Raw genomic sequence first — 22938 nt, 5'->3', positions numbered from 1 at the left:
GATTTAAATAGTAACGGCGGTTTGGATAACAATGGCGATTTTAATAACCACTTGGATATCGACGATAATTTTGCCGAATATATGACCGATGATGTGACCGAAGATGTTGTCGAAGAATCCGCCGACGGCATCGCCAGTAAAGACCCCGATGACGGCGTCGATTTCGCTACGCGAAATGACTTCGATGATGAAAATAACTGTGGCGACCTACTTTGGCCACCTTGCGAATCAATAAGATTTAGGGCATAGGTTTGGCAGGCCAGATGCCAGATGCCAACCATGGTAATGCATTTTTATTTCCTTGTCAAGTAATTTCTTGTTTTTTATGAACTTTTATATCCATTTGCCTGATTTTTGAGCGATTCCTTGCCTGTATAAGCTTAAAAATTATAACTTGATGATGAATAATGCGCCACTTTTTTTGTTGGTTTATTGTAAAGATTTGTTAGGGGGTAAGTTTGGGGTTTGTTTTGTTTGGGGAGTGGTGTTTTTTACGGGCGTAGCGGTTGGGTGGTTTTTGGGACTGGTGGAGTAGGTGCTTTTTAAAGGCCTAAAATCGCTCCGGTAGAGTATTGATTTTATTGGATTTTTACCCATCTCCTAGATTACACCATGAAGTGTAATTCGTCTTAACGCTTAGAATAAAAAGCGACAGGCTTTTAAACTTATGCCGTTTTCTTGTGTGTGAGTTCAATAGATATTGTGTATAGTTATAAATACAAAAATCTAGTATCTTTCCTTCCTAGAAAGGTGATTATAATGCATAGCAATCTCCAAACTGTGGTGGTGTGAAGGTGCTAGTATAAATCACCTTTCTACTTTCTACTTTCTACTTTCTTCACTCTACCAAGTTTAAAATTGCACTTCATGTTTGAATTCAAGAAAAACAAAATAAAAACTTTAATAAAATCAATATACTTACCAACCGCTTTTTGACGTAATTTTTAAATAAACTTTTCATCAAAACAAAAAGCAAAGTATTAACGAAAAAAGCACAATTTATTTGAGCAATGTATCACAAATCTAGAATGTCAAATAACCAATTGTTTAATTAAAATGTACTCTGCAACTATCGTGATAGTTACCAAGACAATATTATGCAAAATTTGGGGTTTTCATTACTAGAATTATTAATAACTATTTGTATTAGTGCTATTTTAGTCACAATAGGCGTTGAGCATTGGAAAGAGCAACAGCTGCGTAATGAATTAGCTTATACAACTAAACAACTAGCTTATTTTTTGTATCAAGCTCAAATGAAAGCGTCGTTCAGAAACGAGAATTACATTATTTATCAATTTACTTCACCTTGGTGCATTGCAATCACAAACGATGAAAAACCTACATCATGCAATGAAGGAGTACTTTATTTTATCAAACCTGATAATTCGGTTGAAATTAGTGAGTTATTAAACAATAAAAGTGCTTTGATCTTAGGCCGCCGCAACTTAGCACAACCAAAATCTTTCCAATTAAAAAATAAGATTGGCACTAGCAGAATTTTTATTTCTCTATTTGGACGCATTCGATTCTGTGCGGAAAACAGCTATATAACAGGTATACCACCATGTTAAAAACATCTGGATATTCCTTATTTGAAATGCTTATTAGCTTGATATTATCGAGTCTAATTTTTATGGGTATAACCTCATTTTATATTCAATTACAAACGAGTATCCTGCAGTATTATCAAAAAATACACTTACAACAAGCAATTGAAATTGGATTAGCAGGTATGAAAAAAGACATAAGACGAGCAGGTTTTATTGCTAATGACCCAAACAAAATAACAGCTAAAGCTATTAAAATCGACAGCCAAGGAAAATGCATTGTTCTTCGATACGATAGCCAAATTCGTAATTCTTGGGTTTGGGACAAATTTGAGCCTATGAAGTCAGATGTTTTCACCTATCGCTATAAAGAAAACAATATAGCCTATAAAACAGGAGCAATAGATTGTTTTGGAACTAAATGGGAAAACTTATTCGATTCAAACGAAATCAAAGTAACCGATTTTACGATAAAACAACTACCCGACGCCATTAGTCTATCTATTACTGCTGAATTAAGAAAAAATAAGCAGATTAATTATCACATAACTGAAATAATTAAAAATGAAAACCGATTTTAAACAAATTTATACTTCGTCTGGATTTAGCACTATTTTAATGGTGATTATTTTGATGGTTGTGGGATTGGTGCTATTAATTGGTTTTAATTTACTTATTGCCTCGTGGCAAAAAAATATCTTAATAGAAACCCAATACTATCAACAATTTAATCAAGCTAGTTCATCTTTAACTTGGGCAATAACCCAAAATTGGCAGAAACCTAAAGCTAATTGGTATTGTATGACTGAATCCACTTATCAATTAAAAGCATGCATAAAAAAGTCTTTATTAAGAATTGATAAGTATGTGTTAGTAAGAGGCGAAGCTAAAGATTTTTATTTATATACACTCGCACATTTTGATAACAATCGATTGATTGTTGAAAAAGGTCATTGGCTCGATTATTGTCCAGAAAAAAGGGCTATTTATTGTGAATAACAAAAAGAGAAATATAGCTGGTTTTAGTTTAATTGAAGTTATGATAGCAACACTATTATTTTCAATTATTATGTTAGGATTTGTTAATTATCAACAAGCATTGTTTTATAAGCATCATTATTTTGCAAACTACTTACGTGCCAACAAAATTGCTTTTCAGCTACTTGATAGCTACCCTTATACCACAAACCAAATTATTCCTTCTGGTTGGCACTATAAGCTCACCAGTAAAACTTATAATGCCCAGTGTAAAATGGTTGTTATAACGGTTAATGCACCTAACAAACAAATTGCCGAGCAGCAACGATTATTTTGTAATTCACTCTAAATATTTACAAGTTAAATACCATTCATCCCTCTATCCAGTTATGTAGAAGTTGCAAAACTTGTGACGTTTTTTCAGCATGAACATTATGCCCAGCACCTTCAACCACTTCAATTTTTGTATTAGGAAATTGTTCAAAAATCGCTGGATAAGCTTCATTTGTAATATAAGTGGAGTTACCTCCCCGAATAAATAACGTGGGTTTTAAGCAAGGTGAGATATTTTGCCAATCGCAAATATGACCATATTGTGAATTAATTGCTTCAATATTAAACAACCATTTATCATTCTTAAACGATTTTAGTAAAAAAAGAATGGTTGGCATGTTAATACCTACTTGTTCCATTAAATTGATGATCTGCTTTTTATCAGTAATTTGGTTACTAAGGCAATACATTAACACTCTTAAAATAGTGGCATTGGCCGAACGGTGATATTTTATAGGCGCAATATCGATAGCAATAATCTTTTGGATAGAATCTGAAAGCATTTGCGATAATTGCAAAGCAACCTTCCCCCCCATTGAGTGACCAACTAATATTATATCTTTTAATTGTAAATCATAACAAAGTTCAGCTACATCTTCAGCCATAGCTTGATAAGTTATCTTATTAGACCAAGGGGAATGCCCATGATTCCGCAGATCAACTTGCACGGTTTGATAATGTTGCACAAAATCCTTCGCTAGCATATTTAAATTATCTAAACTACCAAACACCCCATGTAAAAACACTATCGGCTGTCCGTCACCCTGTAATTTATAGTTTAATTTCATACTCTAATTCGACCAATTATTTTAAGTGGCATTATTATACGTCTATTTTCAATACCATCACCGATTAATTCAATAACCACAATTTGCATAAATATGATAGAATTTAATACCAACTTTTTAACTAATGTTAAGCCATATGTTTCAAAATAACCCTCTACTTGCACAATTAAAACAAGAACTCCATGAACAGACTCCCCGTGTTGAAGGTATTGTTCGGGCTCATGAAAAAGGATTTGGTTTTTTAGATGTTGATAATAAAAAAAGTTATTTCATCCCTATTGCTAAAATGAAAAGAGTTTGCAATGGTGATAAGGTCTCAGGGACAGTAATAAGTAATAATGATAAAGAGTCTTTTGAACCTGAGTTATTAATTGAAAGTGCATTGCAAAAATTTATTGGAAAAATAGGCTTTCAAGATCGTGCAATGGTTATTTTTCCTGAAAATATGTCAACTAATCTAGCCATCCGTTGCAAAATAAACAAGCAAGTTAGCGAAAAACTAAAAGAAGGCGATTGGGTTGTGGCAACGCTTGTTTCTCACCCTTTGCAAGAAGAACGGAATCAATTTCTTGCCGAAATTGTTCGTTTTGTTGCTGAAAGCAATTCACCTTATCAACTTTGGCTAAAAACGTTAGCGCGCTACGATTTAGAAACTCACGCCCCACAGTTCGATTCATTATCAATTAACGGTACTGAACTTGATAACCGTCAAGATTTAACCGATGTTAACTTTTTCACCATCGATAGCGAAGATACAGAAGATATGGATGATGCTATTGCGATATCAAAAGGTGAACAAGGAGATTATCAATTGACGGTTGCCATTGCCGATCCTACCGCTTATGTATTACAAGATAGCGAACTTGATCGTATTGCCAAAATCAGAAATTTTACCACTTATTTGCCTGATTTTAATATCCCTATGCTACCCAAAGAGCTTGCCAATGATTTATGTTCATTAAAAGCAAATCAAAAACGTCCAGCAATGATATGTAAAATGAGTATTGACGAAACGGGCAATATTAATAGCGATGAGATCACTTTTATACCAGCTTGGATTGAATCAAAAGCTAAATTAACTTATAACAATGTTTCTAATTTTTTAGAAAATAATGAAGATTTAGAAACTAATAATCCAATTATTAAACAGCAACTTAAACATTTAGCTGACTTAGCAAAAATTCGTATGGCATGGCGGCAAAATCATGCATTAGTTTTTAAAGATAATGGAGATTATCGTTTTGAACTTGATGAAAATCGCCAAGTTAAATCAATAATTAAAGAGTCTCGTCGGATTGCAAATCAAATAGTAGAAGAAGTCATGGTTTTAGCTAACCAAGCTTTAACATTGCAATTAAAAAATAAAATTGGTTTTGGAATTTTTAATATTCATTCAGGTTTTGATAATAAATATATTGAACAAGTAGTGACTTTTTTAAATGACAACGGAATCACTGAATTTGATAAAGAATCATTATTATCTTTCGATGGTTACGTAAAGTTGCGTCGTATAATCGACAACACTCCATTTTTGTCCACAAAACTTCGCAAATTCCAAAGCCCTGCTGATTTTTCAACTGAACCTAAACCACATTTTGGTTTGGGATTTGATGCCTATGCAACATGGACTTCACCAATACGTAAATATGGTGATATGGTCAACCATCGATTAATCAAAGCATTTATCCGATCACAAGAATTAACCGCACCCGATAAAGATCAATTAAAAAACATGAATGAAAGACGCAAAACATTACGCTATGCAGAACGTGATATGGCAGAAAATCTTTATGCTCAATACTTATCAAATAAAGTAGGTGAAAGTTTTTCTGCTGAAATTATCGATATCAATCGTGGTGGTGCTCGAGTTCGTTTATGTGATATAGGCGCTTTTGCATTTATGCCACTTTCAATGATTCACTCAGTCAAGGAAGAAATTATCTCGTTACCTGAGGAAGGAATCATCAAAATTAAAGATGAGGTTTGCTACAAACTTGCTGATACTATCTCTGTTGTTATTCACCAGGTTAAAAGCGAAAATCAATCAATTATTACAAAATTAGCCAACAATTAAAAAATAAAAGAAAGATTATTCTTACTTGAATTTACGGCCTTTTTGCTGTTATTTCTTCCCCCTGATGTAAATCAGGGGAATGATTAAAACTTTATTATATTTTTAATATCGAACCTCTTTTTCTTATTAAAAATATCTGTTATCTTTCCGAACTAGAAATAATAAATTAATCATTAAAATGAACGATAATTCAGGGAGGCTATAATGTCAATTCATGGACACGAAGTATTGCATATGATGAATGGAAACAATTATACCGAATCTTCTTTACTTGATGCAATCAAAAGCAAGTTTGGGGAAGATGCTATATTTCATACTTGTTCAAAATCCAACATGAATGCCGAGCAACTGATCGCTTTTTTAAAAGCAAAGGGGAAATTTAAGCCCTCAATTGATCATGAGACTAAATTTACAGTCGATAATAAAAAAATATGCAAACATTAGAAAAAATTGACCGTATCTAAAGTACAATTTTTATAAATTTAATTTAATCTGCTAGTGTTTTTTAAATTAATAAGAGTATATAATTTCGCGCTACAACAATAATCGTTATTAGTGGCTGTTGTTACTAATAATGTGACTAAATTAGTGGCAAAGTTGCTCGCTTTGAAATTAACTAAAGAATATGCTCATGGAATTTGATAAATGAAAGTAAGTAATATCCTTATATGTACCTTTGTTTCTATTCTTGTCACAAGCTGTGCAAAAAAAAATTTGCCAATAATAAATAATGAACCAATTTCCGAAACAGAGCAGTTATTTCTATTAAAACAACAAACTGAAACTAACAACCCTTATGTTGTTGATGCTAAAAATCAATTGCTTCAGTTTATTGGTGATAAGAACTTCGATGACTACATAACTAAACACGGCATTCTAAAATGTAAAGGTGATAATAACCAATCTTCTTGTGTGTTAAGTTTTTATCTGAATGAAAATTATAAATTAAAGTATCATTTGCAACTCAAAAAAGTGGTTGAGGGAAATCAAGCCGAACATGATATTGAACTAAGCAAAATAACAGCAACTGAAAATAATATAAAAAATTATTGCCAATATTCAGCTGATTTTATTGCAGCAATTTACACAAAAGATAATGCAAAAATAACTCAATATTTTCAACCAAAATTTAAAATGTCTGAGCAAGATTTATCATCTTTACAAGCAAAGATTGCTAAAGATGACTATTCCTACTTTCTAATAAACGAAAATCCAAGCATTCTTCAAGAAATGAAAGTAGATTACGTTGAAAAATGCTTAAATGATCCAAAACACAATATTATCAATTATGTCAATATTTTTAGATAATACTAACGCGAGTATTCTATGTGCAATTTATTTCCAATTCGTAAGTTTAATAAAACTTTAATTTGCAAGGTGCTTTGCATAGCTTCAGCTAGTTGCATTAGTTTTTCTGCATGGGCTTTTTCGTTTGAAGATGTGGTTGAAAAGGCCGAAAAACTATCTAAAAAGGCTTATGTTCAACCATCTAAAAATATTCCTAATGAATTAGCTTCTTTGCAATTTGCTGATTATCAAAAAATTTTATTTAATCATCAAAAGGCCTACTGGAGTGATCGAAAAAGTCGTTTTAAACTTGAGTTTTATCACGAAGGAATGTACTTTGATATCCCAATAAAAATTAATGAAATTGTTGATAATCAAATTAATCCAATCCAATATGATCCTAGCTATTTTGATTTGAGCCAGATCAATCTTGATAAACTAGACACTAAAAATTTGGGTTTTGCTGGTTTTAAAGTCCATTATCCAATTAATAACCCAACAAAAACTGACGATGAAATATTTTCAGCTCTTGGTGGCAGTTATTTTCGTGCAGTGGGTAAAGATCAGCGCTATGGCCTTTCAGCAAGAGGGCTTGCTATTAACACTGGAGAAATGTCTGGTGAGGAGTTTCCACGTTTTAAAGAGTATTGGATTGAAAGACCTCAAGCTAATCAAAAACACTTAGTTATCTACGCTTTGCTCGACTCACCTAGCGTAACTGGTGCTTATAAAATTACATTAGTTCCAAGTATTGATACAACTGTTACTGTACAAGCTAAAGTCTTTTTCCGCGATTCGGTGAAAAAACTAGGCATTGCTCCATTAACCAGTATGTTTTTATTTGGACCTAATCAGCCATCACCATTATTAAATTACCGACCAGCAATGCATGACTCTAATGGTCTGTCAATTTTAGCTAATAATAACGAGTGGATCTGGCGTCCATTAAATAATCCTAAACGTCTATCGTTTTCATCGTATAGTCTAGAAAACCCAAAAGCTTTTGGTTTAATTCAGCGTGATAAAGGTTTTGATGATTATCAAGATCTCGATGATCATTATGAAAAACGCCCAAGCGTTTGGACTGAAATTTTAGGTGATTGGCAAAAAGGACGAGTCGAATTAGTTGAAATCCCAACAGCTGATGAAACTAACGATAATATTGTTACTTTTTGGGTACCAGAAAAGCAATATAAAGCTGGCGATGTACTTGATATCAAATATCGCTTACATTATTCATTAAATGAAAATAAGCGTTACCCTAATAATGTCGCAAGAGCAGTTAGCACACGTTTATCTCTAGGTGATATAAAACAAGCTAATTTAATCCGTAAACTTGATGGTTCTAATGCCTATGTAATTGACTTTGCTGGGCCTGAGTTATCAGAAAAATCACCAGTTAAAGTCATTTCAAGTATTAATAATGGCTCTATATTAAGTTCTGAAGTGCAATACAATCCAGAAATTAAAGGCTGGCGAGTCATTGTTCGCTTCAACGTTGAAGAGAGTAAAAGAGCAACTGATATTCGAGTACAACTTGCTTCACAAGCAACCAATGAAGTGATTTCTGAAACTTGGAGCGGGCAATACCCAGCACAATAGTAATGTAATAGTCATTATTATTATAAGATAAAAATATGAAAAAAGATTACTTTACAAATCTACCTGATGCTGAAGGTTGGCGTCAAAAATATGAAAATAATACAACACCACCTGATGATGTTGAGTTCTTAAAATATCGCTTAAATCAGATTGGCGATACTAGTTCTTTTATTGATGACCGAAAACAACAACCAAGTTATCCTGAAGTTGAACGCGTTTCAATTCAACCTCAAATCTGGAACCAGCGCTATATAGCTAAGTCAAAGCATGGCATTAATATTCTTGCTATCATTCGTCGCTTTATTATGTTTGCTCTTATTGCTGTACAAACATATTACGGAACCACTTATCTTGCTTCCTTATTACCTTATCAGAGTTGGCAAAAAATCAATTTTATGGCTAATTGGGATATCAATCCTGAATTAGCTATTTACAGTATAATACCTTATATCATACAAGGGGCGATTATTGTCCTATTTGCTATTTTATTTTCTTGGATTTCGATCGGCTTTTGGACTAGCATTATGGGATTAATATTAGCGGTAATGGGTAAAGACCGTTACACTATTGCTATTCCTAAGGACCCAGCATCACATATCGACGCAAAACATCGAACCGCACTTGTTATGCCAATTTGCAATGAAGATGTTGCTCGAGTATTTGCTGGGTTACAAGCAACTTATCAATCCTTGGTCGAAACAGGCCATGCAGCTTGTTGTGATTTTTATATTTTAAGTGATACCAATGATCCCGATCTTTATGTAAACGAACTTAAAGCATGGGCAGATTTTAATGCAACAAAACAGCAAAATGGTTGCAATATTTTTTATCGTCATCGCAAACGCCGAGTAAAACGTAAAAGCGGTAATATTGATGATTTTTGCCGTCGTTGGGGGCATCAATATGAATATATGATGATCCTTGATGCTGACAGCATTATGACGGGCGATTGTATATTAAAAATGATCGCCATGATGGAAATGAATCCTAAAGCAGGCATTTTGCAATCACCACCAAAATCAGTCAGAATGACAACACTTTACGGGCGTATTCAGCAATTTGCCAACCAGATTTATAGTGATATATTTTGCTCTGGCACGCACTTTTGGCAATTAAGTGAAGCACAATATTGGGGACACAATGCAATGATTCGCCTAAAACCTTTCATTGAACATTGCATATTATCACCACTGCATAAACGAAAAAGCCCAATACATATCTTATCGCACGATCTGGTTGAAGCGACACTGATGCGTCGTGCTGGTTATGGCGTTTGGATTGCTTATAATATGAGCGGAAGTTATGAAGAGCTACCCGGTAATATGATTGAAGACTTAAAACGTGATAATCGCTGGTGTATGGGCAACTTAATTAATTTAAGATTAATTTTCAAAAGTGGCATCAAATTAACCCATCGCATAATGTTTGTAACTAGCGGCATGGCTTATATTTCATCATTATTGTGGTTGGTATTTTTAATATTTTCGACATTATTATTATTGGTGTTTAATATTTCTGAGCCTCAATATTTCTTCCAACCAAACCAATTTTATCCTACTTGGCCTAAGTGGGATGAGCAATTGGCGATACAACTATTATCCACCACCATGGTCTTGCTATTTGCACCAAAATTCTTTAGCTATGGCATTATCATAGCTCAAACTTGGGCAAAAGATGTTGGTGGTATATTTAAATTAACTTTATCAATACTGATCGAAATGATTTGGTCAATGATTTTAGCGCCAATACGCATGATCTTTCATAGTAAATTTGTACTTAAAGCATGGATGGGAAGCAAAATTCAATGGAAATCACCATCCCGAAGTGATGATGCGTTAACATGGGGAGAGTCATTTTATTTTTGTTGGCCACTGTCATTATTAGGTATTATCTGGTTAGGAGTAATTATCTGGTTAAATCCACAATTTACTTATTGGTATATAGCCATATTAATACCTTTAACCATTTCACCTTTAGTGATTAGAGTGTCTGGGCTTTCAAGTATCGGCATGAAGGCAAAAAAAGCAGGACTATTTTTAACCCCTGAAGAAACACGCCCTGCAAGAGCAGTTACTCTTACCGGTGAATATTTAGTTAAAACCGAAGCTGCGGTTGTTGAACACGGTTTTGTGATGGCGTTAGTCGATCCTATCTACAATGCGCTTGCTTGTGCATTATCAACTTCACGGCATCGAGTTAATGATAAAAACCAACAAAAACGCAATGAGCTTATTGCTCAGTATCAACAAATAGATTTAGAAAAAATAAGTAAAGAAAAGCAGTTAGCGATTTTAGAAGATCCTATTATTCTTTCAACATTACATCGTCATATTTGGCAACAGCAAGAAAAATACGACAATCTATTCACTTTATGGCAAAATGAACGCCAACAATAAAAAATAGGGCTTTTGCCCTATTTTCTTTTTTTAGTAATAATCAAATTCCATGGATATTTTTTATGACTTGGCAACCTTCTGCATCTATTAATAATTTACTTAAGCGCGCAAAAATTACTTCTCAAGTACGGCAATTTTTTGCTGATCGCTGTATATTAGAAGTCGAAACGCCGACATTAAGCCAATATGCTGTAACAGACGTATATTTAAGCTCTTTCCACACGACATATTTAAAACCTGGAGAACTTGACCAACAACAAGGGCAAAAAATGTCATTAATTACCAGCCCTGAATACCATATGAAACGTTTACTAGCTGCTGGTAGTGGTCCTATTTATCAAATATGCAAATGCTTCCGCAATCATGAAGAAGTTAGCCGCTATCATAACCCCGAATTTACTATGCTTGAATGGTATCGTATTCAATTTGATATGATGCAAATGATCAATGAAGTAGATGACTTATTACAAACCATTCTAGATTGTGAACCTGCTGAACGAATTTCTTATCAAAAGGCATTTCAGCGTCACCTGAATATCGATCCTTTAGAAGCGGATCATGCAACTTTAATCAATGCTGCAAATCAGCTTGATATCGGACTTAACACAGATAATTATGATAGGGATGGATTGTTACAATGCTTATTCACTTTCGGCGTTGAACCACATATTGGTCAAGACAAACCTATTGCTGTATTTAACTTTCCAGCATCACAAGCTGCATTAGCCGCTATTAGCCCAGAAGATCATCGTGTAGCTAGCCGATTTGAGTTCTATTACAAAGGTGTTGAACTTGCTAATGGTTTTAAAGAGTTGACTAATGCACAAGAACAACGAATGCGTTTTGAACAAAATAATTTAGATCGTGCTAACCTAAATCTACCTACACAAAATATTGATATTGAGTTACTATCCGCAATGGAAGCAGGACTTCCAGACTGTGCTGGCGTTGCTGTAGGATTAGATCGTTTAATTATGCTCGCCCTAGAGAGCAACAACTTAGATGATGTCATTTCATTTACTTTTGAAAGGGCTTAATCATGTTTAACACTTTAGGACTAAGTGGGTGGTTTGCCATTATTATTGGCATTATTGCCTTAATTTTATTGGTTTTAATTATAAAGTCTCAACTAACGATTAATAATTTACACCAACTGTTTGATCTGCAATTGTTGCAAAAAAAGGAAGAAAGCCAAGCTCTAACAACACAAGTAAAACAGTTAGAGCATGAGTTAGAACTGTATCGACAACAAAATTTGGCGCAAAATGTCAAAATTAGTGAACTCAAAACACGCTTAGAAGAAACATTAAGTGCAACACAAGAACGTCAAACTATACTAGAACAAAGTGAACAACGACTTACCACTCAATTTGAAAACCTAGCTAATCGCATTTTTGAACAGAGTGGTAAAAAGATTGAACAACAAAATAAACAGAGCCTTGATTTTTTACTTTCACCACTTAAAGAACAGTTAGAAGGCTTCAAAAAGCAAGTTCAAGATAGTTTTGGGCAAGAGGCTAAAGAGCGCCACACATTAACCCATGAAATTCGTAATTTGCAACAGCTTAATGCACAAATGAGCAAAGAGGCAACCAATCTAACCAATGCATTAAAAGGCAATAACAAAACCCAAGGAAACTGGGGAGAATTTATCTTAAGTCAAATTTTAGATAATTCAGGATTACGTTCAGGTTATGAGTACGAAACACAAGTTAATCTAACCAACGAAAACAATCAACGATTACAACCCGATGTCATTGTTCACTTACCGCAAGGGGGTGATGTAGTTATTGATTCAAAAGTGACCTTGGTTGCCTACGAACGCCATTTTAATAGTGATGACGAAAACGTTAAAGCAAAAGCAATGGCCGAACATTTAACGGCTGTGCGTAACCATTTAAAACAACTTAGTCAAAAAGATTATCATAAACTTATTGGCATTAATTCATTAGATTATATTTTGATGTTTATTCCTGTCGAGCCAGCATTTTTAAGTGCAATAGATAATGACCCAACATTAATTAACGATGCGCTGAAAAGTAATATTATGATAGTAAGCCCCACTACTTTATTAGTTGCATTACGAACTATCCATAATTTATGGCGATTTGAATATCAAAATCGTAATGCTGAACTTATTGCCGATAGAGCAAGCAAATTATATGACAAAATGCGTGGCTTTGTTGAAGATATGGAAAATCTGGGCAGTTGTTTAGACAAAGCTCAACAAACCTATCAAAATTCCATGAACAAATTATGTAAAGGTCGTGGCAATGTAATTGGACAAATTGAACGATTTCGTGAAATGGGTATCGAAGTTAAAAAACCGATTAATCCAGATATTACCTTATTATCAATCGATGAATTGAATAACGAAAATGAGAGTAAATAAACAAAACCCAGATTCACGATTAGGGGAAATAAGTGTATACTCATCGCACGCAAAGAGGAATTGAATATGGCAAAAAAGCAAGACAAAGAAGTAAGTTTCGAAGAGACACTTAAACAGCTCGAAACTATTGTAGCTCAATTAGAAAACGGCGATCTACCATTAGACGAAGCACTAAATGAGTTTGAAAAAGGGATCAAATTAGCAAAAGCAGGACAAAAACAGTTACAGCAAGCTGAGCAACGTATTCAGATTTTATTATCTGAAAATAGTGACGCCGAACTGTCAGAATTCTCAAATGATGATAATGAATAGTTTAAAGCCATTACAAGAACGAATTGATTCGTTTTTAACCACCTATATTTCACAAATTGAACCATCTCAACTTCAACAAGCAATGGAGTACAGCTTGCTAGCTGGTGGAAAACGAATTCGACCTATTTTAGTCTATTTAACTGGACAAATGTTTAATTGCCCCCTTTCTAAGTTAGATGAAGCCGCTGCTGCGATTGAAGCAATTCATACTTATTCATTAATTCATGATGACTTACCTGCAATGGATAATGATGACTTACGCCGAGGAAAACCAACCTGCCATATCCAATTTGGTGAAGCTCAAGCAATACTTGCTGGTGACGCCTTACAAAGTTTAGCCTTTTCAATACTAGCAAAAAGTAAATTAATCGATGCTGAAACTAAAATTAATATGATAACTGAACTTGCCCATGCCAGTGGCGTTAATGGCATGTGCCTTGGTCAATCACTTGATTTACAGGCCACACATCAATCAATTAGTCTTGAACATTTGCAAAAAATACATTGTTATAAAACAGGAGCATTGATCAAAACGGCAATCCGTTTGGGTGCTTTTGCATGCGGTGAAATAGCTAAACCTTATCAGCTAATGCTCGATCGCTATGCTGAGGCAATTGGGCTAGCATTTCAAATTCAAGACGATATTTTAGATATCATTGGCGAGCAATCTATTATGGGTAAACCACAAGGTTCAGACCTTACTCATGAAAAAAGTACATACCCTGCATTAATTGGGCTAGATAGTGCAGTAAAACTAACCCAGCAACTCTATCAGCAAGCTATCGATAGTCTAAAACAAATACCTTATAATAATCAGCCATTACAGGAACTTGCTGGTTATATTATTAATCGCAATAGTTAATAACTAGCTAAAATACAACATTACATAATGAATTTAGATAATTACCCTTTGTTAAAACAGATAAACTCACCTGAGGATCTAAGACGTTTTCCTCAGTCACAGTTATCGTCTATTTGTCACGAGCTTAGACAATACTTACTCGAATGCGTAAGTCAATCAAGTGGTCATTTAGCATCGGGACTAGGTGTGGTTGAATTAACTACGGCCTTGCATTATGTTTATCACACACCTTTTGATAAAATTATTTGGGATGTTGGTCATCAAGCTTACCCTCACAAAATTTTGACTGGTCGACGAGACCAAATGCTCACTATTCGTCAAAAAGGGGGACTTCATCCATTTCCTCATCGTAATGAGAGTGAATATGATGTGCTAACCACAGGTCATTCTTCAACTTCAATTAGTGCAGCACTTGGTATTGCAATTAGCGAACAAAAAAAACAATCAGGTAAAAAAGTAGCTGCCATTATTGGCGATGGAGCATTAACTGCTGGTATGGCATTTGAAGCTATGAATCATGCAGGGCATATCAAACCGGATATGCTAGTGATTGTCAACGATAATGACATGTCAATTTCTGCAAATACCGGTGCACTTAACCAACATCTAACTCAAATATTATCAAGTAAAGCCTATACATCTTTTAGGGAAAATAGCAAACGAATATTAGCTAATATTCCACCATTAAAAGAACTTGTTAAAAAAACTGAAGAACACTTAAAAGGATTAGTCACACCGGCTATCTTATTTGAAGAACTTGGATTTAATTATATAGGTCCTGTTGATGGACATGATATTAATGGATTGGTCGCAACTTTACAAAAAGTTCGCCAATTAAAGGGTCCACAACTGCTTCATGTAATAACACAAAAAGGCAAAGGCTATGCACCAGCTGAAAAAGACCCAACGTTATGGCATGGTGTTCCAAAATTTAATCCAGATGATGGCATATTATCTATCGCCCCAAAAATTGCCCCAACATATTCGCAAATATTTGGCGATTGGTTATGCGAAATGGCGCAAAATGATAAACGTTTAATGGCAATTACTCCTGCAATGGGGGAAGGCTCAGGTATGACAAAATTTGCCAACCATTATCCTGACCAATTTTTTGATGTTGCAATAGCCGAACAACATGCGGTAACCCTTGCCGCTGGGTTTGCAATTAGTGAATTAAAACCTGTTGTAGCCATTTACTCAACTTTTTTGCAACGCGCTTATGATCAAGTGATTCATGATATTGCTATTCAAAACTTACCCGTATTGTTTGCTATCGATCGTGCAGGAATTGTCGGCGCCGACGGAGAAACTCACCAAGGTGCATTTGACTTAAGTTATCTACGCTGCATACCCAATATGGTCATTATGACACCGAGTGATGAAAACGAATGCCGACAAATGCTTTATACTGGTTATTTACATAATGGTCCTGCTGCAGTGCGTTATCCTCGTGGTGAAGGCAGTGGCGCACAGCTTATGCCATTAACTGCCATTCCATTAGGGCAATCTAAATTATGTCGGCAAGGAAAAAATATTGCTTTACTAAATTTTGGCGCTTTACTTTCAGAAACTTTACAAGCTGCTGAGCAAATTGATGCTACAGTCATCGATATGCGCTTTGTTAAGCCACTTGATGAAAAAGTCCTTTTGCACATAAGCCAAACTCATAATATACTTGTCACCATTGAAGAAAACAGTATTAAAGGTGGTGCTGGTAGCGGCGTCGGTGAATATCTGTTATCGAAAAAAATAAAATGTGATGTTTTAAATATTGGACTCCCTGATAGGTTTATTCCTCAAGGATCTCAAAGTGAGATAAGACAAGAAATAGGGCTAGATCAAAAACACATTATCGATAAAATTAATAATTTTATGAATCAATAGGTTAAATATGGAAACTCAAGCTGTCACTATTCAAATTTTTGGACGAACACTAAAGTTCAATTGTCCTGTTGATGAAGTCGAAGCACTTAATAGTGCTGCAAAAGATTTAGATGAGCGCTTAACAAATTTACGAGAAAAATCCCCTCAGGTTAATAGTGATCAACTTATTATTACTGCGGCACTGAATATTTCTTACGAATTGGCAAAAGAAAAACAAAAAAGCAATGAATTTAGCGATCGACTAAAAATGCTACAACAATTACTCGATTCTGCACTAAATACCAACAACTAATATTTAAATTGTAAATTTAATACAAATGGTATTGTATGATCTGATAAATTTTGTATCATAATAATCACCTCTGAGATGCTCGCGATATGGGTTAGTCCCCTGAGCCGATAATCTTATCTTAAGAACGGAGTGATTTTTAATTGGTGAGTATGCCTTACTTGTAAGGAAACCTAAAAATTAAAACACGATGTTCACCTTGAACCTCGGGTTCAAGGGTTACGACCCTAACGACATCTTGGAGTTTCTTTCGACCTTTTTATAAAAAGTAAAACGGTATGAACATCAGGCAAACAATTCGTCAAAAAAGGCGACAACTATCCCTAGCAGAACGCAATATTGCTCAACTAACGATATATCAACAAATTTTTCACCATCAAGCCATTAAAACCGCAAAAAATATTGCCATATTTTTATCATTTGATGGCGAAGTCGAAACTAGGCCTATTATAGAGTTTTTATGGCAACAAAATAAATCTGTCTATTTGCCCATTATTCACCCTTTTTCTTCGACACATTTACTCTTTTTAAAATACACGAGTCAAACCCAACTGATTAAAAATAACTTTGGCATATTAGAACCAAAGTTAAATGTATTAAATGTACTTCCTTATCATCAACTCGACATTGTTTTTACGCCACTAGTTGCTTTTGATCAACGAGGTTATCGTATGGGAATGGGGGGTGGATTTTACGACCGATTACTAGCAAATTATCAAACTCAACAAATTTTACCAATTGGACTTGCTTTTGCTTGCCAAAAAGTCCAACATATTGATAACAAACCTTGGGATGTTCAATTACCTGAAATTATCTATGCTTAAGTTGTTTTATTTTTTATTGAAACTATAAATTACAATCATTCTTATTATAAAGAATAAATTGTAACAGTTTTACCTTCATATCTAGAAATTCAGCCTAGATATAAAAATTAGTTTATTAGGAAAACGAAGATTCAAAATAAGAAGACTTGCCATAATTAGACACCTAAAATAAATAAAATACCGTTGTTTAAGCAAATTTAATGGCTCATGGTTTAAACTGGAAACCATATTTTTATTTATATAAGGCATCTTTTTGTCACTAAAAGTTTGATTAAACAATAAGCCGATCATAATTATGAGAGTAGGACATAGAGATTACCCGTATAAAAATATCTAAAATATAGGATTAAAAGTAATACCCCATATGCTGGCTTATTACTTTAACTCCATAACAAAATTAATAATTTTATTGATTCAAGCTGTTGTTTTCTTTTGGTAATAAAGTGAAAATTTTTGGATTTTTACCTAATAATTGCTTCGCTAAATGATTGGTATCCTCCAATGTGATAGCTTCAATGATATTTGGTTGTGTCTTTAACTCATCAAAACGATCTCCATCAGCGGCTATTTGTGCCATAGCTGTTAACCAATAAGTAGAACTTGTCACCTTTTCTTGATGATCGAGTAACCATGATTTTTTCGCCTGCTCTAGTTCATCTAAGGTAATACCATCATGTGCTACTGATTGAATCACTTTATCAGCCAGTAAAGTTAAAGCGTTAACCTTATCTGGTGCCGTGGTGAAATTTAACCTAGCCAAATAATAAGAAGTCGGATATTTAATCAATTGTTGAGAAAAAATAATCGTATAAACACCAGACGCTTGTTCCCTTACATAATGACGTAGCCTTAAATTAACAATATAATCAAGTAATTCAAGTTTCAGTTGATCACTCAACTGCCATGATTTTTGCTCAGAATAAAGTATGCTGACCATCGACTTATCACTGCTAGCCATTGGATAGGCTTTTTGCATTGAATGATGAATTGGTGTGATACCATTATCTATCCATGTCGTTTTCCTATCAACAACAGGTAAACCTGCAAACCAACGTTCCACTAATGGCTTAATGTCATCAATATTAAAACGTCCAGAAATAATAATATTAGCTGATAGCGGTAAGTTAAACGTTTGTGAATAGTATTGTTTAAGTTGATCAACAGTAAAATTGATCCAAGGTCCTTTTGGCGAAACGAGTAATCGCTCGCCATGGTTAAAAGCATTTTTATTGATTAAATCTAAAAATTGTCTTTCAACAGGTTGTTTTTCGTAAGCCAAGCCCAATTTTTGTTTGGTCTTAGCTAATCTTTCTGGGTCAAAATTAGCCGCTGTTAATTTCAAATAGAATAATTTAAATAATGATGCTAATTGATCATTGGGGGCTTTTCCACGTAAACCATGATAAAATAATTCTGCATAAGGGTAAACGCTAACTTGATGTTGCCGTTCAAATTGGTTTAATTTTGCTGCACTATAAGATCCATATCCACTTGCTTCAGCCAATCTTTGAGACCAACGCATAATACCTAATTGTTGATAGGTATCTAGGGATAATCCTCCTGGAATTTGTAATAATATTTCAACATCACTTGATAAAGTATTATCAGGACGAGCAATAACGCGAAGTCCATTGCTTAATTGCCACTCATATGCTTTTATTTCGCTGATGTTACGGGTTGTTTTAATCTTTCCTTGCTCTAACGGTACTATATCAAGCTTAACGTCCACCTTTTTAAAAGAAAAGTCACCAAGCTGAGTTTGCCTAATAGATTGCCATAATTGTTTGATTTGAGATATATTAATAGCTTCTTCATCACTATCAGGTCCAATAATAGCAATCCGTAAATCAGCACTATTTAACCTTTCAGCCACCATTGTTTGCAATTGTTCTGTATTAACCTTTTTTAAAATCTTTTCTGTTTGTGTTAATTGTTGCTGTTTATTTTGTATGGGCAAACTATTGGTGATGTTGTTAACTAATTGATTAGCTAAATAATCATTTTGATAATTACTTTCATTTTCTAATTGTTGTTTTAATTTTGTCAAGATTTGCGTTTTTATCTGCTGCAATTCAATTTCAGATACACGATTGGTTGACATCCGCTGTAATTCAGTAAAAAGATGCTTTATTGCATCTAAATACTGTTGATCTTTTGGCTGTGCAAAAATAAGATATTGCATACGTTTATCATCGAATAAGATCCCTTGTTGATTAACTTGAGAATTAGGCAATATCTGATTTTCTACCAATAACGATAACCGTTGATTAAGTAGTGTTAACCAGACTAGATCAAAAACGTCTTCTTTTATGCCTTGTGGTGTATTTAAGGTTGTTGGCAAATTACGTTGTAATGCTAATTGTATTATCCTTTGCCCTTGTTCACGATCAAGAATAATCTTAACTAATGGCTCACTCTGCGATGCAAAAGCCCTTAATTGAGGAACATCAACAGGTGCATTACCTCGAGGACGTTGGCCAAAAAACTTAGCAATCCATTGTTTTGCGACTTTAGTATCAAAGTTTCCTACAACAACTAGGCTCATTCTTTGAGGTTGATACCAATTGGAATAAAAGGTTTTCGCCTCTTCTACAGGCGCATTTTTTATAATATCTAACGAACCAATCGGTGCTCGATCAGCATATAAGCTACCATGATAACGTAATTCATCTAAGATAGTATTAATACGATAAGCCACACCTTGTCGTAAACGCCATTCTTCGATAATAACATCGCGTTCACTTTCATAATCTTTCGATTCAAAAGAAATATGATAAGCCCAATCAGATAATACCATTAATCCCTTTTCTACCTGTTGATCTGTACTAGTTGGTAACGACAAACGGTATACAGTAGAATTAAAGCTGGTCGCCGCATTTATATGGCTACCTAAATGAATACCATGCTCTTCTAGCGACTTAAAACTCGATTTATCTGGGAAATTTTTTGTTCCTTTAAATGCCATATGTTCAACAAAATGTGCTAAACCTAGTTGCTTTTCATTTTCTTGCAAGGAACCACTGTGCACAATTAACCTTAATTCTAATCCTGCTTTTGGACGTGGTTGTAGATAAACGGTTAAACCATTCTCTAATTGGTAAGTTTCTATTGCAGGATCAGTGTCAATTGGCGTTATTGCCCAACATAAATGAGGAAAATTTAGCAATAAAATAAATAAAGTACAATATAAATAATTTTTTAACATAGTATTTAAACCTTAGATACAAACATATTAACAGCATTACTGCGCAGTTTAGTTGATTGTTGATTTGACGGAGTAACAGTAGTATCTAAATTGATCATGTATTTAACATAATTTTGTATCGGCTGATGAGAAACAAAGATCACAGCACTTTCAGACAGTTTTTCTTGTAATAACGAAATAAGTTGATAAACGCTTGGTAAATCCAATGCGGAAGTTACTTCATCTAATAATATCAGATCGGGTTTATTAAGTAATAATCGAGCAAACATTAAGCGTTGCTGTTCCCCACCCGATAGACGGTTGCTCCAATCATCTTCCGTTTCTAATTCACTATTTAATTTATCTAAACCCACCAATGACAACGTTTCAATTAGTGTATCTCGAGCAAAACTTTGCCGACACGCTGGATAAGTCAATAAATTATCTAATCTATCATAGCTAAGCCAAATTTTTTGTGGGATCCACAGATAATTATCTGTGCGTTGAATAACACCTTGATAGTTTGCCCCAAAACCACTAATGGCTTTTAATAGTGTCGATTTGCCTATACCAGAAAGCCCTTGAAGTAATAGAGTATCTCCCTTAGCTAACTCAATATTAGTTGATAATAATACCTGCTGATTATCCGCACTTCGTAATACTACTTGTGCATCGAGTAACTTATCCTTATTGGTAGATGGGATAACAGTGTTTTCAGGTAGCTCATCTAAAAGTCGAATAAAATGATAAAGCCGAGTTACCGTTGCTTGCCAAATAGCAATATCTCGGTATGCATAAATAAACCAACTTAATGCCGATGAAACTTGCATAAAGGCTTGCCTAATCTGCATTAAACCACCTAAATTAATTAAGCCAGCAATAAATGCCGGTAAGGCAAAAAAAATGGGCGCTAAAGAAGAAACTTGTTGATAACCTACACTAAAAAATGAAAGATTTCTTTCATTACTCATCAAATTTTGCCAATTATGAATAATAGCAGTAAATTTGTTTTGTAATCTAGCTGTTTCTTGTTTTTCACCATGTTGACCAGCAATTGCTTCGCTAGATTGATGACAATAAATCAAGGCTGCACGATAATCAGCTTCACTTCTTTGTTTTTCCACATTAATCTTATGTAATGGTTTGCCTATAGCATGCGTACAAATAACTCCTAATAATGTATAAATAAGACAGACAAAAACCATATAACCTGGAATATAAATATCTATCGATAGCAAAGTAAAGGAAATAGTACCAGATAGCGTCCAAAGAATGGCAGTGAAAGAGATTAACGTCATACATGAACGCAAAAATGAAAGCAATAAATCCAATGATTGTTTGATTAGTAAATAAACATCTTCCGCAATACGTTGATCGGGATTATCTAGTTTATCTTGCCTACATTTAAGGTGATAATGGTGAGAATGTTTAGATAACCATTGCTTAGTTACCTTTTCTGTCATATGGTGACGCCAAATTATTAACAATTTCTTTTGTAAATAATCAGCGTACACAACAACCAAAATCATAATAACAATAAGAACAATAAAATCGCCTAATAAACGATAAAGAATTTGCCCATTTAAAGTCTGTAAAGCATTATAAAAATCACCATTCCATTGATTTAATTTAACATTAAACCATACAGTAGATAAGCTTAATACGACAACAGAAAGTAATAATAACCAAGCCACCTTTGATGCTGATGAACACCAAAATGGCTTTACTAAATATAAAAATTGTTTAATTTTTTGCATATTTATGCGGCACTAAAATTTATATTATTTTGACAAAAGTATAACGTTTTATGTAAATTAGAAGTCATAACCAACTTGAATCCAAAACTGACGACCTGGAGCATAAGCATTGACAACTCTATCATTACCAACCTTATCAGCACCATAAACATAACGATCGATAACATTTTTTTTATTTAAAATATTATTAGGGCGTGTTGATCTTTCATGATTATTTTTTAGACGGCATGATGTGAGTTATAATAATTCAGCCAAAAACAACCATAACTCGATTCATCATGCCAAGAACAATGCTAACAGATAAACGGTGGGAAAAGCTACTACAAATAATGAAAAATACCGGCCGAGTTTATAATAAATCCGAGCATCGGATGACGTTTGAAGGGATCCTTTTCCGAATGAGAACCGGTATTCCTTGGCGAGATT

At 34.1% G+C, this 22938-nt stretch carries 20 protein-coding genes, 1 other RNA gene and 1 pseudogene; 19 read left to right on the top strand and 3 right to left on the bottom strand.

What is annotated here, in order from left to right:
- From A9G31_RS11845 to A9G31_RS08220, 5 genes and pseudogenes are all read left to right on the top strand, one after another.
- Positions 1-249 (top strand): annotated as a pseudogene (locus A9G31_RS11845) (hypothetical protein); the annotation flags it as partial.
- A gap of 848 nt (positions 250-1097) precedes the next feature.
- Positions 1098-1574 carry a prepilin-type N-terminal cleavage/methylation domain-containing protein gene (locus tag A9G31_RS08235; protein WP_065561240.1) on the top strand — a complete coding sequence of 159 codons (477 nt, stop codon included), beginning with the start codon at positions 1098-1100 and terminating at the stop codon, positions 1572-1574.
- On the top strand, positions 1568-2131 hold the full coding sequence (locus A9G31_RS08230) for a prepilin peptidase-dependent protein (protein ID WP_065561239.1): 564 nt from the start codon (positions 1568-1570) through the stop codon (positions 2129-2131). Before A9G31_RS08235 ends, A9G31_RS08230 begins: the two co-directional genes overlap by 7 nt.
- On the top strand, positions 2115-2549 hold the full coding sequence (locus tag A9G31_RS08225) for a DUF2509 family protein (RefSeq protein ID WP_065561238.1): 435 nt from the start codon (positions 2115-2117) through the stop codon (positions 2547-2549). The genes A9G31_RS08230 and A9G31_RS08225 overlap by 17 nt, the downstream gene beginning before the upstream one ends.
- On the top strand, positions 2542-2877 hold the full coding sequence (locus A9G31_RS08220) for a prepilin-type N-terminal cleavage/methylation domain-containing protein (RefSeq protein WP_065561237.1): 336 nt from the start codon (positions 2542-2544) through the stop codon (positions 2875-2877). Before A9G31_RS08225 ends, A9G31_RS08220 begins: the two co-directional genes overlap by 8 nt.
- Positions 2878-2899: 22 nt before the next feature.
- Here the strand turns inward: A9G31_RS08220 and A9G31_RS08215 are convergent, their stop codons facing one another.
- Positions 2900-3649, bottom strand: coding sequence for an alpha/beta fold hydrolase (locus A9G31_RS08215; protein WP_065561236.1), 750 nt, complete (start codon positions 3647-3649; stop codon positions 2900-2902).
- A gap of 136 nt (positions 3650-3785) precedes the next feature.
- Between A9G31_RS08215 and A9G31_RS08210 the strand changes: the two genes are divergently transcribed.
- The 13 genes from A9G31_RS08210 to A9G31_RS08150 all read left to right on the top strand — a co-directional run bounded on the left by A9G31_RS08210 (position 3786) and on the right by A9G31_RS08150 (position 17571).
- Complete coding sequence (locus A9G31_RS08210) at positions 3786-5723, top strand: exoribonuclease II (protein WP_065561235.1); 1938 nt, start codon at positions 3786-3788, stop codon at positions 5721-5723.
- 204 nt (positions 5724-5927) lie between these two features.
- Entirely contained in the window at positions 5928-6167 is a 240-nt protein-coding gene (locus tag A9G31_RS08205) for a YecH family metal-binding protein (protein ID WP_065561234.1), read from the top strand.
- 201 nt (positions 6168-6368) lie between these two features.
- Positions 6369-7031 carry a hypothetical protein gene (locus tag A9G31_RS08200; protein WP_065561233.1) on the top strand — a complete coding sequence of 221 codons (663 nt, stop codon included), beginning with the start codon at positions 6369-6371 and terminating at the stop codon, positions 7029-7031.
- Positions 7032-7049: 18 nt separating this feature from the next.
- Complete coding sequence (locus A9G31_RS08195; protein ID WP_081299389.1) at positions 7050-8612, top strand: glucan biosynthesis protein G; 1563 nt, start codon at positions 7050-7052, stop codon at positions 8610-8612.
- Between the two features lie 35 nt (positions 8613-8647).
- Positions 8648-11008, top strand: a complete 2361-nt coding sequence (mdoH, locus tag A9G31_RS08190; protein ID WP_065561232.1) for a glucans biosynthesis glucosyltransferase MdoH — start codon at positions 8648-8650, stop codon at positions 11006-11008.
- Between the two features lie 62 nt (positions 11009-11070).
- Positions 11071-12045 (top strand): elongation factor P--(R)-beta-lysine ligase, encoded by a 975-nt coding sequence (epmA, locus tag A9G31_RS08185; protein ID WP_065561231.1) that lies wholly within the window; start codon positions 11071-11073, stop codon positions 12043-12045.
- Between the two features lie 2 nt (positions 12046-12047).
- Entirely contained in the window at positions 12048-13400 is a 1353-nt protein-coding gene (gene rmuC, locus A9G31_RS08180; protein WP_065561230.1) for a DNA recombination protein RmuC, read from the top strand.
- Between the two features lie 66 nt (positions 13401-13466).
- Complete coding sequence (gene xseB, locus A9G31_RS08175; RefSeq protein ID WP_034910657.1) at positions 13467-13712, top strand: exodeoxyribonuclease VII small subunit; 246 nt, start codon at positions 13467-13469, stop codon at positions 13710-13712.
- Entirely contained in the window at positions 13696-14574 is an 879-nt protein-coding gene (gene ispA / locus A9G31_RS08170) for a (2E,6E)-farnesyl diphosphate synthase (protein ID WP_081299388.1), read from the top strand. Before xseB ends, ispA begins: the two co-directional genes overlap by 17 nt.
- Positions 14575-14601: 27 nt before the next feature.
- Positions 14602-16458, top strand: coding sequence for a 1-deoxy-D-xylulose-5-phosphate synthase (gene dxs, locus A9G31_RS08165; RefSeq protein ID WP_065561228.1), 1857 nt, complete (start codon positions 14602-14604; stop codon positions 16456-16458).
- A gap of 7 nt (positions 16459-16465) precedes the next feature.
- The gene (zapA, locus tag A9G31_RS08160; RefSeq protein ID WP_065561227.1) at positions 16466-16750 is read left to right on the top strand and encodes a cell division protein ZapA; all 285 of its coding nucleotides are present in this window, start codon (positions 16466-16468) and stop codon (positions 16748-16750) included.
- A gap of 64 nt (positions 16751-16814) precedes the next feature.
- Positions 16815-16996, top strand: a non-coding RNA gene (gene ssrS / locus A9G31_RS08155) — 6S RNA.
- A 29-nt stretch (positions 16997-17025) separates the two neighbouring features.
- Positions 17026-17571 (top strand): 5-formyltetrahydrofolate cyclo-ligase, encoded by a 546-nt coding sequence (locus A9G31_RS08150; protein WP_065561226.1) that lies wholly within the window; start codon positions 17026-17028, stop codon positions 17569-17571.
- A gap of 406 nt (positions 17572-17977) precedes the next feature.
- Here the strand turns inward: A9G31_RS08150 and A9G31_RS08145 are convergent, their stop codons facing one another.
- Together A9G31_RS08145 and A9G31_RS08140 are read right to left on the bottom strand one after the other, a co-directional pair.
- Positions 17978-20776, bottom strand: coding sequence for a M16 family metallopeptidase (locus A9G31_RS08145; protein WP_065561225.1), 2799 nt, complete (start codon positions 20774-20776; stop codon positions 17978-17980).
- A gap of 5 nt (positions 20777-20781) precedes the next feature.
- The gene (locus A9G31_RS08140) at positions 20782-22512 is read right to left on the bottom strand and encodes an ABC transporter ATP-binding protein/permease (RefSeq protein WP_065561224.1); all 1731 of its coding nucleotides are present in this window, start codon (positions 22510-22512) and stop codon (positions 20782-20784) included.
- 278 nt (positions 22513-22790) lie between these two features.
- Here A9G31_RS08140 and A9G31_RS08135 point away from each other — a divergent pair.
- The coding region (locus tag A9G31_RS08135; RefSeq protein WP_141671418.1) for a transposase at positions 22791-22938 on the top strand (148 nt) is incomplete at its 3' end.

The sequence above is a fragment of the Gilliamella sp. Gris1-4 genome, assembly GCF_001690335.1.
Lineage (GTDB): Bacteria > Pseudomonadota > Gammaproteobacteria > Enterobacterales > Orbaceae > Gilliamella > Gilliamella apicola_P.
Note: the sequence above shows the minus strand (reverse complement) of the source record. Positions and strands in the feature narration are given on the sequence as shown.

Coding starts and splice junctions, on each gene's coding strand:
- A9G31_RS08205 (WP_065561234.1), top strand. CDS start 5,928: ATGTCAATTCATGGACACGAAGTATTGCATATGATGAATGGAAACAAT.
- A9G31_RS08230 (WP_065561239.1), top strand. CDS start 1,568: ATGTTAAAAACATCTGGATATTCCTTATTTGAAATGCTTATTAGCTTG.
- A9G31_RS08145 (WP_065561225.1), bottom strand. CDS start 20,776: ATGTTAAAAAATTATTTATATTGTACTTTATTTATTTTATTGCTAAAT.
- ispA (WP_081299388.1), top strand. CDS start 13,696: ATGATGATAATGAATAGTTTAAAGCCATTACAAGAACGAATTGATTCG.
- mdoH (WP_065561232.1), top strand. CDS start 8,648: ATGAAAAAAGATTACTTTACAAATCTACCTGATGCTGAAGGTTGGCGT.
- epmA (WP_065561231.1), top strand. CDS start 11,071: ATGACTTGGCAACCTTCTGCATCTATTAATAATTTACTTAAGCGCGCA.
- A9G31_RS08225 (WP_065561238.1), top strand. CDS start 2,115: ATGAAAACCGATTTTAAACAAATTTATACTTCGTCTGGATTTAGCACT.
- rmuC (WP_065561230.1), top strand. CDS start 12,048: ATGTTTAACACTTTAGGACTAAGTGGGTGGTTTGCCATTATTATTGGC.
- A9G31_RS08195 (WP_081299389.1), top strand. CDS start 7,050: ATGTGCAATTTATTTCCAATTCGTAAGTTTAATAAAACTTTAATTTGC.
- zapA (WP_065561227.1), top strand. CDS start 16,466: ATGGAAACTCAAGCTGTCACTATTCAAATTTTTGGACGAACACTAAAG.
- xseB (WP_034910657.1), top strand. CDS start 13,467: ATGGCAAAAAAGCAAGACAAAGAAGTAAGTTTCGAAGAGACACTTAAA.
- A9G31_RS08235 (WP_065561240.1), top strand. CDS start 1,098: ATGCAAAATTTGGGGTTTTCATTACTAGAATTATTAATAACTATTTGT.
- A9G31_RS08210 (WP_065561235.1), top strand. CDS start 3,786: ATGTTTCAAAATAACCCTCTACTTGCACAATTAAAACAAGAACTCCAT.
- dxs (WP_065561228.1), top strand. CDS start 14,602: ATGAATTTAGATAATTACCCTTTGTTAAAACAGATAAACTCACCTGAG.
- A9G31_RS08215 (WP_065561236.1), bottom strand. CDS start 3,649: ATGAAATTAAACTATAAATTACAGGGTGACGGACAGCCGATAGTGTTT.
- A9G31_RS08150 (WP_065561226.1), top strand. CDS start 17,026: ATGAACATCAGGCAAACAATTCGTCAAAAAAGGCGACAACTATCCCTA.
- A9G31_RS08200 (WP_065561233.1), top strand. CDS start 6,369: ATGAAAGTAAGTAATATCCTTATATGTACCTTTGTTTCTATTCTTGTC.
- A9G31_RS08140 (WP_065561224.1), bottom strand. CDS start 22,512: ATGCAAAAAATTAAACAATTTTTATATTTAGTAAAGCCATTTTGGTGT.